This is a genomic window from Rhizobium sp. BE258 (assembly GCF_031457345.1).
GTDB lineage: Bacteria > Pseudomonadota > Alphaproteobacteria > Rhizobiales > Rhizobiaceae > Rhizobium.
On sequence record NZ_JAVDWL010000011.1, the window covers coordinates 24978 to 40999 of the forward strand.

Here is a 16022-nt window from a genome sequence, read left to right on the forward strand (position 1 = left end):
GACTCCAGACGCACAGCGTCGCGAAATCAGGTAGGATTTCTTCGACCGTTTCTGCGTGAATGGGAACGCTCTAGGCGTTCCGATCAAGGCTGCGACGGTTCGGTGCGTAGCAACATGCCCCTGCGCGAGGCCATGACGGATGCGCCGAGCAGGGTTGCGACCGCAACGAAAACGAACACCATAACCGGCCCCTGAAGATCAATCAGCAAGCCGCCGAGAAGGGCTCCGCCGGAAATAGCGATCTGGATCGTGGTCAGCATCAGCGCTCCAGCACTTTCCGCCTCATCCGGTGCCGATTTGGTGATGAAGCTTTGAACGCTGACAGGCGCCGCGCCGAAGCCGAAGCCCCAGGCGGCGATGGCAGGACCTGCGACGAAAGGTGAAGAGCCGGCCAGTGCCAGGACCGAAGCCGACACCGCAATCAGCATGGCTGCGATGATGACCGACCAAATGGTGCTGCGCTCCGACATGAAGCCACCGAAGAGATTGCCGAAAAACCCACTGACACCATAGACCAGCAGCACCAGCGAGATGGTTTCGACGCCCATATGCGGCACATCCTCCAGGAAGGGACGCACATAGGTGTAGCCTGCGAAATGGCCTGACATGACGAAGACGATCGCAAGCAGGCCCACGCGGATACGCGGACGTTGCAGCAGCTTCACCATTGTGCCGAAACTTGGTGCACCGGCAGGCGGCAAAGACGGAATGGTGAGCATTTGCGTGACAATCGCCACAACGCCAACAATGGCAGCGATGACGAAGGCAGCCCGCCAACCAAGCGTGGCGCCGATCCACGCCCCGGCAGGTGCGGCACAGACGGTCGCAAGCGAAACGCCGGTAAGGATGATGGCCATGGCCCGTGGCAGAAGATGCAACGGCACCAAACGCAACGCCAGCGCCCCCGCCATGGCCCAGAAGCCGCCGAGACCAATGCCCAGAAGCACGCGTGAGGCGAACAGTGTGACCAGACCTGTGGCAAAAGCAGCCAGCATGCTGGAAATAATAAGCGTGATAGTCAGAGCGAACAGCGTCCAGCGCCGGTTGATATTGCGTGTGCCGATGACGACGCCTGGCGCCGCGATCGCCGCTACCAGAGCTGTGACGGTAATGGATTGTCCGGCAATGCCGGAGCTGATGCCCAGATCTTCCGACAGCGGCGTCAAGAGACTGATCGGCAGAAACTCTGCCGTCACTAGACCAAAGACGCCAAGGGCCAACGAGACGACGGCACCCCATGCCGCATGTTCACGCTTTTCCGGTGGATAGTTGAGTTCACTGATTTTCCGGCTTTTCATGAGACGTATCCTTGATAATAGCCGTAGATGAGGCAGGGCAGATCGGCGTTACATGCGTTTCGCCTAATATTGACGAGCCGATAATCGCGTTGCGAATTTCTTTAGTGAGCACTATATAAATACGAAACAGAAAAGCCGCAAGGAGTTTTTTAGTGCGCGATAAAGAATCTGTCCGACCCGGAAGGCCTCGATCGTTCGACGTGGAAACGGCGCTGATAGTTGGGGAGAGGCTTTTCCATGAGCGCGGCTTCGACGGCGTCTCGCTGTCGGACCTCACTTGCGCGCTCAACATCGCTGCTCCAAGCTTCTACGCCGCATTTGGCAGCAAAGCAGACTTCTTCCAACAGATTCTGTACCGTTACAACGCCTCTGCTCTTTCGATCGACGAGTTAATTGTCGAGCAAGACCCCATCGCGGCAATTGAGAAGTTCCTCATAGCACGCGCCGTGTCGTACAGCGTCGATGACGCGGCAAAGGGTTGTCTTGTACTGGACGCAACGCGGAACTGCAGTGATGCCGACGCAGCGAACACGGCCAGAAAGCTCGCCGAGGGTGGCCGCGTTCGTGTGCAAGAACTCGTTGCCATCTGGCGACCGGATATGGCGGAGCCAGTCAGCGACTTGGTCGCGTCCGTCATGCATGGATTGTCCGCCTACGCTCGACAGGGCTGGGCGACAGAGCGTCTTGTCGCGGTCGCGAAGAGTGCGGCTCTCACAGTTAGAGTCATCGCGGAGAGATCTAAACCCGTCGAGGAATAAGCTACGATCCGGAACTCGGCTTAAGGACCAAATCACAGTTTCATCAATCCATTCTGGCAACCCAGCGGGAAACCCGCCTGGCGTACTCATTCCGCTCAGGCGTTGGCGCCTCCATCCACCGTCAGCGTTGTGCCGGTGACGTATCGAGCCTTTTCGCTGGCCAGATAGGCGACAGCGTGCCCGATCTCAACACCTTCACCAAAGCGGCCCGAAGCGGTCAGCTGGCGCATCGGATCGCTAAAGGGTCCATGGACTGGATTCATATCCGTGTCGATCGAGCCAGGTTGGACGATGTTTGCAGTGATGCCTTTAGACCCAAGTTCGCGTGCAAGTCCCTGATTGAAGGCGGTAAGAGCCGACTTCGTAGCGGCGTAGACGCCGAGGCCGCCATACGGTACACGATCCGCGAAGAAGCTGCCGATTGTAATAATGCTTCCGCCCTCCTTCAGGTGGGCCAACGCAAACTTGCTTGTGATGATCGGTCCGCGCACGTTGACATCCAGCAGAGCCTGAACGTCCTCGATTGCAATATCTGCGAGATCGTTCATCCGAATGATCCCTGCGTTGTTGACGAGGATGTTGAGACCACCGAGTTCTGCGGCCGCCCTGTAGACCGAGGCCTGGATCGCCCCGACGTCCGCGCTGTCAGCCTGGATCGCGACGGCGAAGCGGCCGAGCAGCTTGATATCGGCCACAACCGCATCGGCTTGATCCTTTGACTTTTCGTACGTGATCGCGACATCAGCGCCTTCAGCTGCAAGCGTCTTTGCGATCGCCGCGCCGATGCCACGGCTGCCGCCGGTTACGAGCGCCTTCTTCCCTGCAAGGGTCATCGAAACTTCCTTCGTTTAACATAAGGTCGAGCGTCTCGCGGCTTACCTTGTTATATCTGGCTTGGCTCTCACCGCCTCGCCGGTATCACCCGTCCGATAAGACGCTAGTGCATTCGGGCGCCGCGTTGAGAAGGGACGACAAAGGCTCCGCATTCGCTACGGCATCCGATAGTGATGGCAAGAGAAGTACGGTGAAGAAACGGGTGATCATCACAAACCTGCCCTCACCGTCCATGACTTGTATTCAGTCGATCTGCTGCGAACGCCAAATTTCAAGCGTGTCGATCAGCTGGTGAAAGCTTACGATCTTGCCATTCGCAACGCGCACGACATGCATATACTGCGCATCAAACGGCTTTCCGGTCGATGCCATGATGCCTTTCGATCGGCCCACGGCCACAACAACATTGCCACCGTCGATTAACTCGGTAGGCCCAGCTTGATAATCCTGAAACTCCTTGGCGATCCGGCCGAAAACACCTTCTACGACAGCGGCGGGAGACAGGTAAGGATTGCGATCGCCCAACAAGAAATTTTCTGATTCTCGCCAATCAAGATCTTCGCTTAAGGTCGCTATGACGGCATCAATATCGCCACGCACGAAACTGTCATAAAATTCTTTAACAACTGCAAAATCAGTTCCATCTGACATTTAGTTCTCCACCTAGTGTTCGATAGCTGCGGGATAAGTGGCGGGAAAACACCGGCGCGCAGTCATAAGGCCCGGCGGCTGGGAAAATCAAATAGCAACTATTAGACCGGTCGTCTAGTCGTCGCGCGTATTTTATTTGCGCAAAGATTTTATGCGGTGTGGCTTAAGGATTGTGGACGCCGAGAGAGCCGGACGCTATCTAAATATGATGCAACCAAGAACTCCAGAAACAGATACGCGCGCGACAATCCTGAAAGCGGGACGCAAAATCATGGCCCAAAAAGGCTTTTCGGCCGTCGGTCTGAATGAGATCCTCACCGACGCCGGAGTTCCTAAGGGTTCATTTTATTATTATTTCGCGTCCAAGGATGCGTTTGGTGAGGCAGTCCTGAGCTCTTACTTCGACCGCTATCATATAGAGATGGATGCTGCATGCTCTATGCCAGATCGAAACATGGCTGAGCGCTTGACCCATTGGTGGCGGAATTGGAGCCCCTACAATGGCGAAGATGACTTTCAAGAGCGCGCATTGGCAGTGAAGCTCGGCGCTGAGGTCGCAGACCTTTCAGAAGCAATGCGCCTAGCCCTCAAAGCTGGCACCGAGCGTGTCATCGCACGGTTAGCGGACGCGATCGTGTCCGGCGAGAAGGAAGGCTCACTCACCATTGATGATAGCCCACAACATGTTGCTGCCTCACTCTACAGCCTCTGGATTGGCGCCAGCGTGATGGCGCGGATCGTCCGCACGGGTGAACCCTTCGAGCAGGCCATGCGGACTACCCGGCGTACACTTGGGCTCTCCAAACAATGACAGATACCCCGCCGCCTTCTTAACGGTTGATGCAATGAGCTACTCCTTGGGACCAGCAACGACAGTGCGACCTCGCGAGATGCCCGAGGCAAGTTGGCTCGGTACACATGTGCGGTGCGCGCTGGGCCGTTGGTCCGCAACAAACATCTCCAAATCTTCCACGATCGCCTGATCCCTAGTCAAAGGTATGCTCAGCTGGATAACTTTGCGATGATCCGAGAATTGACGCCTCGTTGGATTGGCAGCGAGGCGTCAAACACCGCCTTCAATGCAAATCTAGACCTTCTTGAAGGACTGACTTCTGCACCGCATCGCGACTTTTGACACGCTTGTACCAACCTTGCAGGTTTTCAAGATCGTCAAAGTGAATGGGGGTGTTGTAGTAAGACTTTAGCCACTGTGCCTGCCCCCACCCTGTCAAGGCGAACAGGTAAGCGTCGGCAACCGTGAAGTGATCCCCCATAAGGAAAAGCTTGTCGGCTAGATGCTCGTTGATCCACGCATATCGTTTCTCCAGTTTCGGCCTTGCGGTCTCGACATAATCACCTGCCAGATGAGCATAGATAAGCGGAATGAAGCCTTTGTGGATTTCCGTCGACAAGAAGCTGAGCATATCTTGAAGCTGATAGCGCTTAAACGTTCCATTTGCCGGAGCTAAACCCACCTCGGGCTTTAAATCCGCGAGATACTGAACGATAGCAGGACCTTCGCAAAGGACATTTCCATCGTCCAGTTCGAGTGCGGGAATGTAGCCGTGGGGGTTCACCTTGTAGAAATTCTGCCCCTGTTCGGTCGTGTGATCCTTGTTATTGACGCTAATGAACTCGACATCGAGACCGAGTTCGTTTGCAACGATATGAGGGGCGAGTGAGCACGCAGCAGGCATGTAATAGAGCTTCATTATCCACATCTCCGTCGATTTTGGTGTCTGTTCGCTTAAGAGGCGTGACACGCATATAATCGGGGCGGGATAAAAGCGTAAGAACGCAAAAATTTGTCATCTAGGTGCATATTTTATACCGAGTGTGGCGAGAGGATTCCTGATGAAAAATACGGTCTCGGGCTGCTCGGTTGAGGAAGCCATGCAATTGCTTGGTGGACGCTGGCGTCTGCTTATCGTCTACTTTCTCGTAGACGGACCGCGGCGTTTCAACGAACTTCGACGTCTAATGCCGGGCATCTCGCAGCGGATGCTCACACTCGATCTCCGAGCACTGGAAGAAGCAAGCCTTGTTCAACGAACTGTCTATCCAACAGTACCTGTGAAGGTGGAGTATGCTCTCACAGACGATGGAAAGCGCCTTAACAAAGTGGTGTCCGTTGTCCAGGAATTTGGTTTGTGGTTGAAAGCTCGGGATGCCGCCTGAATTGTTATGACTGCGTCGGGCCGTGACGGGCGTTTTGCTTATAACGACCATCGAATAAGGTAATTTCGTAGCTCGTCGATTTGGCCCGACGTGGATCCGTCCGATGGCAGTGAGTATATGCGTTAACAGGCCCGCAGATTAACAGCATTCAGTGCGCAGGTTCCGACGGCAAAGCGACCATCGCCCTATCCAGCCCTGTGGCTTGACGAGGGTTAGTCTTCCGGGTTCGGTTAATCCATCGGACAGTCCGCGCAACGGTATGTTGGCGGATGGCGATGCGCTTGTTCGACAATAGCATATACCGATGGAGGCGGAGGCTTGCCGAGTGGAGGTCCTGCTGAGGCGCAGAGCCGTCTATGACTGAGCCAAATCTACATTTCGGCGACAAGCGGTCCGCACCGGTCCGCTTCAGCAAGACGAGACTTCTGACCTAAAACCACATCATTCAGTTTCGATAATGCAGGCGGCAATCCGCTTGAGGCCTATTCCGGCAATATGTGCTGCTGCGTTGCGGGTGGCCTCGGGATCGTTCCAGCCAACACGAGACGGCGCGATGGCTGCGCCATGGCCTCGGCTCCGAACAAAAGGCCGTTGCCGCGCTAAAATATGATAGATTTGATATTTTTGTTGTAATTGAAACTAATCATGGGTATTGGCCTGTTTGTCAACAACGGGAGTATCCAGTGATGGACCAGATTAAATCCTCCGATCGAGATGGCGCTATTCCACATGGAAGCCGCAACGAACTGTCGCCAGCCGACCAGAGTTATTTCGATTTTATCGTTTGCGGCGCCGGCACCAGCGGCTCGGTGGTCGCTGCTCGTTTGGCGGAAGATGGACAAGCGCGTGTCCTGCTGATCGAAGCGGGAGGTAACGACGAAGCCGAAAGCGTCTCGAACCCGGCGCATTGGCCACTCAACCTTGGCACTGAACGGGATTGGGGCTTCGTGGGCGAACCGACACCCGGACTTGGTGGCCGACGCCTGCCGCTCAGTATGGGCAAGGGACTTGGTGGCGGGTCGAGCATCAATGTGATGGTTTGGGCACGAGGGCACAAAGAGGACTGGGACCACTTCGCATCTGAAGCAGGCGACGAGCGTTGGGGGTACCAATCGGTGCTCAACTACTATCGTCGGATCGAAGACTGGACAGGTGCAGCCGACCCGCTCCGCCGGGGCAAAGGGGGCCCAGTCCACGTGGCACAGCCGGACGCCCCCCAGCCGATCGCTCAAGCGCTGATGGAGGCGGCCGGCACAGTGGGTATTCCGGTCTTCGATAGCCCCAACGGTGAAATGATGGAGAGCGCGGGCGGTGCCTCCATTGCAGAATTGCGGATCAAGGGTGGTAAACGTCAATCGGTCTTCAGATCGTACGTTGGTCCTATAATGAATCTGCCCAACCTGACGGTTCTCACAGATGCACTTGTGACGCGGCTCATATTTCAAGGACGAAAAGTCGTCGGCGTTGAAGCTGTGGTCGGTGGGAAGCGCCGCCAGTTCCGTGCCAGGCACGAAACGATTTTGTCCCTGGGGGCAATCCATACGCCAAAAGTCTTGATGCAATCTGGCATTGGTCATGAAGACGATCTGCGGCCGCACGGTATTTCCGTTGTCCAGCATCTTCCAGGCGTTGGTCGCAACCATCAGGACCACGTCGCGTTTGGTTGCACCTGGGCATATCGCGAGCCGCAGGGTGTCGGCGGTAGTGGATGCGAGGCCACGCTATATTGGAAGAGCGACGCCAGCCTCAGCCACCCCGATATCCTGCAGTGCCAGCTCGAGTTTCCAGTGCCCGCCCCTGCTGAGGCGGGGATTGCAACTCCTCAGCATGGCTGGACGATGTTTGCCGGTCTCGCGCAGCCCAAAAGCCGCGGACGACTGCGCCTATGCGGTCCTCAGGCAAACGACCCGATCCATATCGAGCCAAACTCCTTGAGCGAGCCAGAAGACATGGTTGCCGCCATAGCTGCGGTCGAACTATGCCGAGACGTTGGTAACAGCGCAGCTTTCACCCAACTTGTGACCGGTGAGGCCGCACCGGGCGCCCGAGATCGAGCCGGAATGGTCGATTTCATTCGCAAGTCAGCGGTGACGTACTGGCATCAGGCCTGCACGGCTAAAATGGGTCGCGACAGCATGTCGGTCGTCGATAACGAGCTCCGGGTATACGGAATAGAAGGACTCCGTATCGCAGATGCGTCCGTCCTGCCCCGTATCACGACCGGAAACACGATGGCTCCCTGCGTGGTCATCGGAGAGCGGGCCGCCGACCTGATCCGCGCGCAGCACGGGCTGACGGAAGTGCAGCAGGTCGCAATGGGCTGAGGACTATAAGCCCTGCCGGACGGGGTGTATCTGCGTGCGGGTTTTGGGAGCCATGGATGCGTGGCTTCCAACCTCAGCGGATGCGAGCCTGGCCACAAGCGGTGGCAATGCTATTGACGGATCGCTTTGCTTTGACAAGCCGCGTTTCCTCTAACCCCACTGAATAACAAGTCTAGCAAGCCTCCCATGGACGGGTGGCGCCTGCAATCAGAAAGGAACCTCAACGTGGAAAAGTTGACCCGTGTTGTGCCGACGATCTCGACGGTAGAGATAGAGGAAAATGCACACGATGCATTTAAGCGCTACCGCGCTTCCTACCCGATCGCAATCCTCGAAACAGGCGGCTACGTCGTCCTGCGGCATGCCGATGTCAGTCGCTTATCCGAGGATCCGAGGCTCTGTGCGACCGGGACGGCGATACCAACACATGGCGGAATTACCCAAGGAGCGCTATTCGACATTTTCCAACATGGGATGCTCACAGCAAACGGGCATGATCATCAGCGTCGGCGTTCCGCCATATCGAGAGCGGTTGCAGGCGAGGTCATCGGCGAATTTCGGACTTCGGTGCGCAAGGCAGCGAACAAGCTGATCGATGGCTACCATCAAGCTGGCGAAGTGGAATTGGGAAGCGACTATGCTGGCAAATTGCCGATCCTCGCACTTGCCGGCATGCTGGGGCTCCCCGATTTCGAAGTCTCGGCCTTTATGCGGGACATTGATCAGATGAACGAGTTTTTCAGGCCAGACGCTTCGCCCGCAGCGATCGCAGAAGCCGAATTGGCGGCCAAACGAGTTCAGGGATTTCTTAAGGCCTTGTTGGCCAGCAAACGGAAAGGCCAATCGGGCGACTTTCTCTCACGATATCTTGCGATGGTGGATGCCGATCAAGACGTGTCGGACACGGAAGTAATCATCCAACTCGTACAGCTCATCATCGGCGGAACGGAATCTGTGCGAGCCGCAATGGTGGCCCAGACCGCCAATCTTCTTTCCAGCAGAGCGCAGTGGCAGGCGGTTTGTGAAAACCCGGCCCTCGCGTCCTCCGCCGTTTCCGAATCGCTTCGCTTTGAGCCAGGCATCGCAGGCGTGGTAAGACTCTCGACCGACGATATCGACATCGATGGCTGGATCATCCCGGCCGGACAGTTGGTGATCCTCTCATCGATGTCTGCCTTGCGTGATGAGCGCATGTTCGAACAACCGGATTGCTTCAATATTTTTCGGTCGGATCTCGTGCCTTCGCACCTCGCATTCGGGGGCGGGGCGCACAAATGTGTTGCTGAAGCGCTGGGACGAGCAGAACTCGAGGAAGGCCTGAATGTACTTGCCGAGCGACTACCCGACATGATGCTCAAGACGCGTCCGACCTTCATCGGCCACGTATTTGTCCGCCGGACAACGGAATGCCGGCTGACCTGGTGATCAGGATGCTGACGGTCGAGAAAATCGACTGCTGCGCAATTGCTGAATGCCCTCGCGGGGCGATTCCATCTGACTTACCAATCCTCAAAGGATGACTGTAATGCAAATCCTGAAAGTGGGTGCGGGCATCGCCGGACTGGCCATGCACCGCGCGCTCTCCCTGCGTGGCGTAAAGGCGACGATCGTAGAGCGGAGTAATTTTGCCCGTGTGGCCGGCGCTGCTTTGTTTCTGCCAGGCAACGCCATGCGGGCGTCAGAGAACTGGGGTTGGCTCAACCCGTACTAGATCGGTCACACCCCATCCTTCATCAGCGGTTCTGTGATCAGCGCGGGCGCCATATAATGTGGTCGACACAGAGGATTTCTGGCGTGAGGTGGGTCCGTGCAGATCGATCAAGCGGTCGATGCTCTGGGATCTACTGAGGACTTCCGTACCCCAGGAGGACATCCAATATCGGCAAGTCGTGGACGTAAGCTCGAACCCCGAGGGTTGCAGAGTAAGCTACGCCGACGGTGAATTCGGCAGCTATGATCTGGTAGTCGGCGCGGACGGTGTAAGCTCGACAGTGCGTGACATCGCATTCCCTGAAGTCCCGCCTCCGGCTTACGTTGGAAACGTTTGTTGGCGCTATCTCGTGCCCAACAGCTGTGGGCTTAAGGATTGGACGGTCATGCTGGCGGTGAATAGAAGCCTTCTCGGCATCCAGTCTCGAACTCCGAGCTATACGTTTACGCGGACTTGACGGTTGATCGGGCCAATATCGAACACTATTCGACGGCAACCTCTTTAGAGGCATTGTTTAAGAAGGTTGGTGGTCCCCTGCTGCCTGCGCTGACGTTGTCCGCTGACGCCAATGTCCATTACAGCGAGGTGGTCCGAATGCAGATGACCACGTCCTACCGAAATCGTATCGTTCTGATCGGAGATGCTGCCCATGCTTCACCGCCAACCATGGCACAAGGTGCGGCAATGGCACTCGAGGACGCCATCGTCCTTGCGCAAGAAATGACGGTCGATGGTGACATTCCCAAGGCACTCGCACGCTTTCGAAAAGAGGCGGAAACTCCGGTAGAGTGGGTTCATCGCCAAGGTTCTGCACGCGACAAGATGCGCAGGCTGCCCGGTCCGGTTAGAAGCGCCTTGCTTCGGTTCGCCGGACAGAGACTTTATGAAAAAGCATATCGTCCGCTCAAGGCACCTATCTAAGTTGCGGGAAGCTCAATCGGTGAGGTTTGTTGCAAATCTAGCATTTTTTACTATATCACCGTGTTCAGAAGTGGACCGTGATGTGAAAGATGTTTTGACCACAGCGAAGGCCGCGCAGCTGCTCGGAGTATCAACCAGGACCGCGCAGATATGGGTTGAAAGTGGGCAGCTGCCGTCGTGGAAGACGCCTGGCGGACATCGGCGGATTCCGCGCGAGGCGGTCCTGGATCTCATCGAAAACCCCGTTCAAAGCCAACCGGTTGTACGGGCACATGCGATTGTTTTCGCCGGTGAGGGGCGAGCAGAACGATGGCGGGAGTGTGGTTTACCTGCACTGGGCTTGCTTGTTGATGTGGCCGAAGACCTGGAAACCATCAAAAGCTGGCTTGCAACCATCCCGCCCATGCTCATCGTCATAGAGAACGCCGATCACGCCGAGCGCGGCGCGGTGTTGTCGACGATTGAAAAAGATCCCCGATTTGCCAATACGACCATCGTCAAGGCGGCCGAACGCTATGCGGCTCAACCGATTTTATCGGGCGGCAATCGTGTCCGGATGAAAATGACTGATAGTGTGCAGTCAGAGGCAGCATCGCTCGTCGAATTGTTACGTGCGATGGGACATAAACCTCCTCAGCCACCCGCCTTTCGCATACCCTGGAGTGAAGAGGCGCGACTGACGGCGGTACGCCAATCCGGCCTCGTCGGTACAGAACCGGAACTTGCCTTTGATCGTCTGGTTCGCTTGGCTGCGCACGCAACCAATGCTCCCATCGCCATGTTCACGTTGATCACCGAGGGTGAGCAATGGTTCAAGTCGCGCGTCGGATTTGAGGGCATCTCGACACCGCGGGATTGGGCGTTTTGCAATGAAACATTGATAGCCAATGAGTTCACGGTGCTTGAGGACCTTTCGAAGCGTGAAGGTCTTGCAGAGAACCCAACGCTGTCAGAACCGTTCGGCTTTCGTTTCTATGCCGGCGCTCCGGTTCGCGATCCGCACGGTTTCATGCTCGGCTCTATCTGTGTCATAGACGTGAAGCCGCGACGATTGAACGATGCAGAGCGCGAGGCGATGATGACCATCGCCGACGCCACATCAAATCTGGTCCGCATCAGAAGCTTGGAACGACACCAAACTTGATTGACAAGATAAAAGACCTCGGCAGGACTGGTTGTTTCCTGCCGAGGCTTTGTCTGGTCACTTCGTTTTGGCAGAGACAGCCTTCGCGGCCTGATCGATGGTATCTGCGATGACGACCGGCTGAGTCATGAACAGCGCATGGCTTGCCGAAACCTTGGTGATCTTAGCGTTGATGCGCTCAGCCATATGGATCAGCATGGCCTGATCGAAGGCCTTGTCTTCGGTTGCGATAACAGCCCAGCTGGGCTTTGTGCGCCAGGCCGCATGTTCGAGCTTCGTGGCGAACGCCGACATGTTGATCGGCACCTGCGAAGCGCTCATGAACGCCGCCTCGTCATCGCTGACGTCATGCGCGAAACCGGCCTTGAACTTTGCCGGACTGACATAGCCGAAACCGTCCTTGGTGGTCTCAAGAACAAATTCAGATGCGGGTGCAAACCCTTCATACTGCTGCGCCGTCGTCTCCCCGGCGTCGGGTGAGAGGGCGGAAACATAAACAAGGCCGGAAACCTTCTCATCGCTCCCGGCTTCCGTGATGACCGTGCCACCCCAGGAATGACCGACGAGAATAACCGGACCATTCTGGCGCTCGAGCGCACGCTTGGTAGCGGCAACATCGTCTGCCAGTGATGTCAGAGGGTTCTGCACGATCGTGACGCGATATCCGCGCTTTGTAAGGTTGTCGTAAACACCCTTCCAGCCTGAACCATCGGCAAATGCGCCGTGGACCAGGACGACGTTCTTGACCTTCTGGTCTTGCGGTAATGTATCAGCGGCTGCCGGCAACGAGGCCGAAATGGAGGCTGCAGCTGCGATTGCGGCAACGGTGGTGATTGTCTTGCTTTTCATGGCTTTCTCCTTATCTTGTAGCGATAACCATTATCGCGATAACTATAAGCTTTCATATCTGATGATGCCCGTCAACATCTTTCTTATCGCGATATTGGTTTTTGCGATAAGTTAGGTTATAAGGGTGTCATAGGAGTTCGAAATGTCTCAACGCCACAATGATCCCCCGCCCCTGCGCGACCAGCTGTGCTATGCGATTTACACAGCGGGTATCGCGATCCAGCGCGCCTACAAACCGCTCCTCGACGAGCTTGGGTTGACATACCCCCAATATCTCGTTCTGAACGTCCTGTGGGCCCAAGACGAGCAGACGGTCGTGTCGATCGCTGATCAGCTTGCTTTGGATTCCAGTACCTTGACGCCACTTTTGAAGCGTCTCGAGATCGCCGGACTGGTGCGACGGACACGCAATCTCAGCAACGAAAGGCAGGTCCTGATTAATCTGACCGATCAGGGTCACGCCTTGCAACACAAGGCAGGCTGCCTGAGCGACGCTTTGCTTGCAGCCTCGACCCAAACACCCGCCCAACTCGCCGCTCTGAACCGCGACGTGCGACATCTGCGCGACGCTATTTATCTGCAAATTGGCGGATGGGATGCGCCCGCCTGACGCCAGCGGTCTACTTTAGCAAGACTGCCGTCCAGAAACCTTCATCCGCCTACGTTGTGAGACAGCACCGCCGTCATCCATGCGCGGTTCCTGTAATCGACGTCGCCCGGCCCAAGGTGATCAAGTCGGCGGCTTTTCCCATGGGCCACAAGTCAAAGTGGCAAAGTAGAATGGGTGGGCCACGCACGACGGGTCGAAAACGGAAGTACTTCACATCATCGGGCGTATCCGCAGGCACCGATATGTCTCTCGCGGTCGTCGAGAAGGTCTACGGGCGTGAGGCCGCCGAGCGTCGCGCCAAAGGTGCTGACTATATCTGGAGTGGCGATCCGAACAATGACCCCCTCGCAGTTGAGATCTCTAAAACGGAACTGAACGACTGACGTAGGCCGTGTTTTTGAGCCCAATGTACTGCTAACTAATCAGCCTCGCCCCGACTGGTCGGGGTCCGCTTTCACGATCTGATCGGCACTGTTCAACACGCCGTAAGCGCGGCGTCGCTGACGCCAAGCAGCCCCTTAGGGTGGTGAAAGCCGTCCGGCTGCGAAGTCGCGCGCAACCGCGATAAAGGCCTGGAAGGCCGCTGAGGAATTGCGCCGATTGTAGTAATAGAGGCACAACGGCGCAAGCGGTGGAGTCCAGTCGTCGAGAATGCGCACAAGCCGTCCTGCAGCGAAGTCATCGCGCACATCGGCTTCCATGAAATAGCCGATCCCCACGCCGTTCGTCACCGCGATCCGCGCCAGGGATGCTTCGTCAAGAGTGATTGGCCCCTCGACGTCGAGCTGCAGTTCTTCGCCGTCCTTCTCGAACCGCCACCGGAGCAATGTGCCGTCTGGAAGCCGTCCGCGAACGCAAGGATAGGAGAGCAGTTCCTGCGGCACTCGCGGGACAGCCCTGTCTTCGAAAAAGGCGGGCGATGCGGCAATCGCCATGCGCCTCATCTTGCCAAGCGGAATGGCGATCGCGTCGCTTGGCACAAAATCCGCGCTGCGCACTCCCAGATCAAAGCCCGCCGCCACGACGTCGACAAGTCGCCCTTCCGTGACGATATCGATATGAACCTGCGGATAGCGCTGCAAATAGCTCAAAACCAGCGGCGCCATAATTTCACGCGCCGCCGTGGCGAATGCATTGATCCGCAGTACGCCAGAAGGCGTCTCCTGCTGGGAGCGCGCCGTATTCATGGCTTTCTGGATACCCTCAAGCGATGGTTTAACCTGTGCAACGAATATCCGCCCTGCATAGGTGAGTGAGACGCTCCGCGTCGTACGATTGAATAATCGCACGTCAAGCTGACGCTCTAGCTTGCCCACCGCATTGCTGATGGCCGTGGTCGACATGCCAAGATCGGTTGCCGCCGCGCGAAAAGAGCCGCATCGGACGATAGCGAGAACTGCCTCAAGTTCGATCAATGAGTGGCGCGTCATTGTCCCGCTTTTCGTGATGCCCCATGGCGATTTATCTTGCTTATCAGGCGAAAAGTCCAACGCTAAATTGGCGTCATCACCACTCAGGAGATGAACATGTCACTGAACCTACCCAAGCCGATCGCCGCCTATATCGAGGCGAATGCCCACCTCGATCTTGAGGGCATGATGAGGCACTTCACGAATGATGCCGTCTTTATCGACAACGGCAAGCGGTACGAGGGGCCAGCTGAAATCCGCAAGCTACTCAGGGACGAAGCGATCGCGGTAAAGGCGATCTTCGAGCCCGATACGTCTCGGGAAGAAGACGGCATGGTGGTGCTTGAAGGCCCCGCTCATGGTGAGTTCCCCGGCAGCCCTCTGCGCTTCACCTATCGTTTCACGCTGGCAAATGACGCCATCAAAGTTCTGGAGACCACCGTATGAGCATTCAGGCAGATCCCAACGAGTTCGCCGGCAAGCGCGTACTCATCAGCGGCGGCACCAAAGGTCTGGGGCGCGCAACGGTTCAGCGGTTCCTCGCCGGCGGAGCTCGTGTCGTCACGGCTGCCCGCACGATCAAGGATCCTATCGAGGGCGTTGAATATGTCCAGGCGGACCTGACCTCTGCGGAGGGAAGCGAAGCGCTAGCAAAGGTAGCACTTGAGCGGCTGGGCGGCATCGACATCCTTGCCCATGTGATTGGCGGCTCGGCTTCGCCGGCGGGTGGCTTCGCCGCGCTGACAGACGACCACTGGCTCGCCGAGCTGAACCTGAACCTGCTGGCGACTGTCCGTCTCGATCGCCTGATGATCCCGCAGATGCTGGAGCGGGGCAAAGGTATCGTGATCCATGTCACCTCAATTCAGTCCGTTCTACCGCTGCCCGAGTCCACGACCGGCTATGCATCTGCGAAGGCCGCATTGCGGACCTACAGCAAGTCGATTTCGAAAGAACTCGGTCCCAAGGGTGTGCGGGTCAACTCCGTATCTCCAGGCTGGATCATGACTGATGCCACGGGAGACTTTCTCGAAATGCTGCGGAAGGCCAATGGCGGCACGATAGAGGACGCGCGGCAGTCCGTGCTCGATGTCTTGGGCGGGATTTCGATCGGGCGCGGAGCTGAGCCAGAAGAGGTGGCCGACCTTATCGCCTACCTCGCGTCCGACCGGGCTGCTGCGATCCACGGCGCCGAGTTTGTTATCGATGGCGGGACTATCCGAACTGTCTAAGGGTGAGACCCGGCATTCGCGCAAGAGCGGATGCCGGGAACTCGCTGTTCCTCGAGCATGGGAAAGCCGTCACGGATTGCTGCTTGGAGCAGTTGGCAACGAT

At 56.9% G+C, this 16022-nt stretch carries 18 protein-coding genes; 12 read left to right on the forward strand and 6 right to left on the reverse strand.

From position 1 onward, the window contains the following. Positions 1–83: 83 nt before the first annotated feature. Entirely contained in the window at positions 84–1298 is a 1215-nt protein-coding gene (locus tag J2X43_RS29040) for an MFS transporter (protein WP_310300845.1), read from the reverse strand. 152 nt (positions 1299–1450) lie between these two features. On the opposite strand from J2X43_RS29040, the gene J2X43_RS29045 reads away from it, so the two are divergent. Then, entirely contained in the window at positions 1451–2056 is a 606-nt protein-coding gene (locus J2X43_RS29045; RefSeq protein ID WP_310300848.1) for a TetR/AcrR family transcriptional regulator, read from the forward strand. 95 nt (positions 2057–2151) lie between these two features. Here the strand turns inward: J2X43_RS29045 and J2X43_RS29050 are convergent, their stop codons facing one another. After that, positions 2152–2889 (reverse strand): SDR family oxidoreductase, encoded by a 738-nt coding sequence (locus J2X43_RS29050; RefSeq protein ID WP_310300851.1) that lies wholly within the window; start codon positions 2887–2889, stop codon positions 2152–2154. A gap of 244 nt (positions 2890–3133) precedes the next feature. Beyond that, entirely contained in the window at positions 3134–3541 is a 408-nt protein-coding gene (locus J2X43_RS29055; protein WP_310300854.1) for a nuclear transport factor 2 family protein, read from the reverse strand. 208 nt (positions 3542–3749) lie between these two features. Between J2X43_RS29055 and J2X43_RS29060 the strand changes: the two genes are divergently transcribed. Beyond that, entirely contained in the window at positions 3750–4352 is a 603-nt protein-coding gene (locus J2X43_RS29060) for a TetR/AcrR family transcriptional regulator (RefSeq protein ID WP_310301191.1), read from the forward strand. 265 nt (positions 4353–4617) lie between these two features. Here the strand turns inward: J2X43_RS29060 and gstA are convergent, their stop codons facing one another. After that, positions 4618–5253, reverse strand: coding sequence for a glutathione transferase GstA (gstA, locus tag J2X43_RS29065; protein WP_310300857.1), 636 nt, complete (start codon positions 5251–5253; stop codon positions 4618–4620). A gap of 142 nt (positions 5254–5395) precedes the next feature. On the opposite strand from gstA, the gene J2X43_RS29070 reads away from it, so the two are divergent. The 6 genes from J2X43_RS29070 to J2X43_RS29095 all read left to right on the forward strand — a co-directional run bounded on the left by J2X43_RS29070 (position 5396) and on the right by J2X43_RS29095 (position 11819). After that, complete coding sequence (locus J2X43_RS29070; protein ID WP_310300860.1) at positions 5396–5719, forward strand: helix-turn-helix domain-containing protein; 324 nt, start codon at positions 5396–5398, stop codon at positions 5717–5719. Between the two features lie 686 nt (positions 5720–6405). Then, a complete protein-coding gene (locus J2X43_RS29075; RefSeq protein ID WP_310300863.1) occupies positions 6406–8043 on the forward strand; it encodes a GMC family oxidoreductase in 1638 nt (545 codons plus the stop codon). A gap of 225 nt (positions 8044–8268) precedes the next feature. Continuing rightward, entirely contained in the window at positions 8269–9468 is a 1200-nt protein-coding gene (locus J2X43_RS29080) for a cytochrome P450 (protein WP_310300866.1), read from the forward strand. A gap of 100 nt (positions 9469–9568) precedes the next feature. Then, positions 9569–9754: an NAD(P)-binding protein gene (locus tag J2X43_RS29085; RefSeq protein ID WP_310300869.1), complete on the forward strand. Its 186-nt coding sequence runs from the start codon at positions 9569–9571 to the stop codon at positions 9752–9754. 453 nt (positions 9755–10207) lie between these two features. Beyond that, positions 10208–10675, forward strand: coding sequence for an FAD-dependent monooxygenase (locus J2X43_RS29090; RefSeq protein WP_310300872.1), 468 nt, complete (start codon positions 10208–10210; stop codon positions 10673–10675). Further along, entirely contained in the window at positions 10638–11819 is a 1182-nt protein-coding gene (locus J2X43_RS29095; protein WP_310300874.1) for a helix-turn-helix domain-containing protein, read from the forward strand. The genes J2X43_RS29090 and J2X43_RS29095 overlap by 38 nt, the downstream gene beginning before the upstream one ends. A gap of 57 nt (positions 11820–11876) precedes the next feature. Here J2X43_RS29095 and J2X43_RS29100 read toward each other — a convergent pair whose 3' ends face one another. Beyond that, complete coding sequence (locus J2X43_RS29100) at positions 11877–12668, reverse strand: alpha/beta fold hydrolase (protein WP_112444902.1); 792 nt, start codon at positions 12666–12668, stop codon at positions 11877–11879. A gap of 142 nt (positions 12669–12810) precedes the next feature. Between J2X43_RS29100 and J2X43_RS29105 the strand changes: the two genes are divergently transcribed. Both J2X43_RS29105 and J2X43_RS29110 read left to right on the forward strand, forming a co-directional pair. Beyond that, positions 12811–13278 (forward strand): MarR family transcriptional regulator, encoded by a 468-nt coding sequence (locus J2X43_RS29105; RefSeq protein WP_310300881.1) that lies wholly within the window; start codon positions 12811–12813, stop codon positions 13276–13278. A 242-nt stretch (positions 13279–13520) separates the two neighbouring features. Next, positions 13521–13661 carry a hypothetical protein gene (locus J2X43_RS29110; protein WP_310300883.1) on the forward strand — a complete coding sequence of 47 codons (141 nt, stop codon included), beginning with the start codon at positions 13521–13523 and terminating at the stop codon, positions 13659–13661. 135 nt (positions 13662–13796) lie between these two features. Here J2X43_RS29110 and J2X43_RS29115 read toward each other — a convergent pair whose 3' ends face one another. Beyond that, entirely contained in the window at positions 13797–14708 is a 912-nt protein-coding gene (locus J2X43_RS29115; protein WP_112539133.1) for a LysR family transcriptional regulator, read from the reverse strand. A 96-nt stretch (positions 14709–14804) separates the two neighbouring features. On the opposite strand from J2X43_RS29115, the gene J2X43_RS29120 reads away from it, so the two are divergent. Beyond that, positions 14805–15134: a nuclear transport factor 2 family protein gene (locus tag J2X43_RS29120; RefSeq protein ID WP_112444910.1), complete on the forward strand. Its 330-nt coding sequence runs from the start codon at positions 14805–14807 to the stop codon at positions 15132–15134. After that, on the forward strand, positions 15131–15919 hold the full coding sequence (locus J2X43_RS29125) for an SDR family oxidoreductase (protein ID WP_310300888.1): 789 nt from the start codon (positions 15131–15133) through the stop codon (positions 15917–15919). The genes J2X43_RS29120 and J2X43_RS29125 overlap by 4 nt, the downstream gene beginning before the upstream one ends. The last annotated feature ends 103 nt before the right edge of the window (positions 15920–16022 follow it).

Excerpts from the sequence above, each read along its gene's own strand:
- J2X43_RS29075 (WP_310300863.1), top strand. The coding sequence starts at position 6,406 with ATGGACCAGATTAAATCCTCCGATCGAGATGGCGCTATTCCACATGGA.
- J2X43_RS29085 (WP_310300869.1), top strand. The coding sequence starts at position 9,569 with ATGCAAATCCTGAAAGTGGGTGCGGGCATCGCCGGACTGGCCATGCAC.
- J2X43_RS29070 (WP_310300860.1), top strand. The coding sequence starts at position 5,396 with ATGAAAAATACGGTCTCGGGCTGCTCGGTTGAGGAAGCCATGCAATTG.
- J2X43_RS29055 (WP_310300854.1), bottom strand. The coding sequence starts at position 3,541 with ATGTCAGATGGAACTGATTTTGCAGTTGTTAAAGAATTTTATGACAGT.
- J2X43_RS29105 (WP_310300881.1), top strand. The coding sequence starts at position 12,811 with ATGTCTCAACGCCACAATGATCCCCCGCCCCTGCGCGACCAGCTGTGC.
- J2X43_RS29120 (WP_112444910.1), top strand. The coding sequence starts at position 14,805 with ATGTCACTGAACCTACCCAAGCCGATCGCCGCCTATATCGAGGCGAAT.
- J2X43_RS29100 (WP_112444902.1), bottom strand. The coding sequence starts at position 12,668 with ATGAAAAGCAAGACAATCACCACCGTTGCCGCAATCGCAGCTGCAGCC.
- J2X43_RS29040 (WP_310300845.1), bottom strand. The coding sequence starts at position 1,298 with ATGAAAAGCCGGAAAATCAGTGAACTCAACTATCCACCGGAAAAGCGT.
- J2X43_RS29115 (WP_112539133.1), bottom strand. The coding sequence starts at position 14,708 with ATGACGCGCCACTCATTGATCGAACTTGAGGCAGTTCTCGCTATCGTC.
- J2X43_RS29110 (WP_310300883.1), top strand. The coding sequence starts at position 13,521 with ATGTCTCTCGCGGTCGTCGAGAAGGTCTACGGGCGTGAGGCCGCCGAG.
- gstA (WP_310300857.1), bottom strand. The coding sequence starts at position 5,253 with ATGAAGCTCTATTACATGCCTGCTGCGTGCTCACTCGCCCCTCATATC.
- J2X43_RS29050 (WP_310300851.1), bottom strand. The coding sequence starts at position 2,889 with ATGACCCTTGCAGGGAAGAAGGCGCTCGTAACCGGCGGCAGCCGTGGC.
- J2X43_RS29095 (WP_310300874.1), top strand. The coding sequence starts at position 10,638 with ATGAAAAAGCATATCGTCCGCTCAAGGCACCTATCTAAGTTGCGGGAA.
- J2X43_RS29060 (WP_310301191.1), top strand. The coding sequence starts at position 3,750 with ATGCAACCAAGAACTCCAGAAACAGATACGCGCGCGACAATCCTGAAA.
- J2X43_RS29125 (WP_310300888.1), top strand. The coding sequence starts at position 15,131 with ATGAGCATTCAGGCAGATCCCAACGAGTTCGCCGGCAAGCGCGTACTC.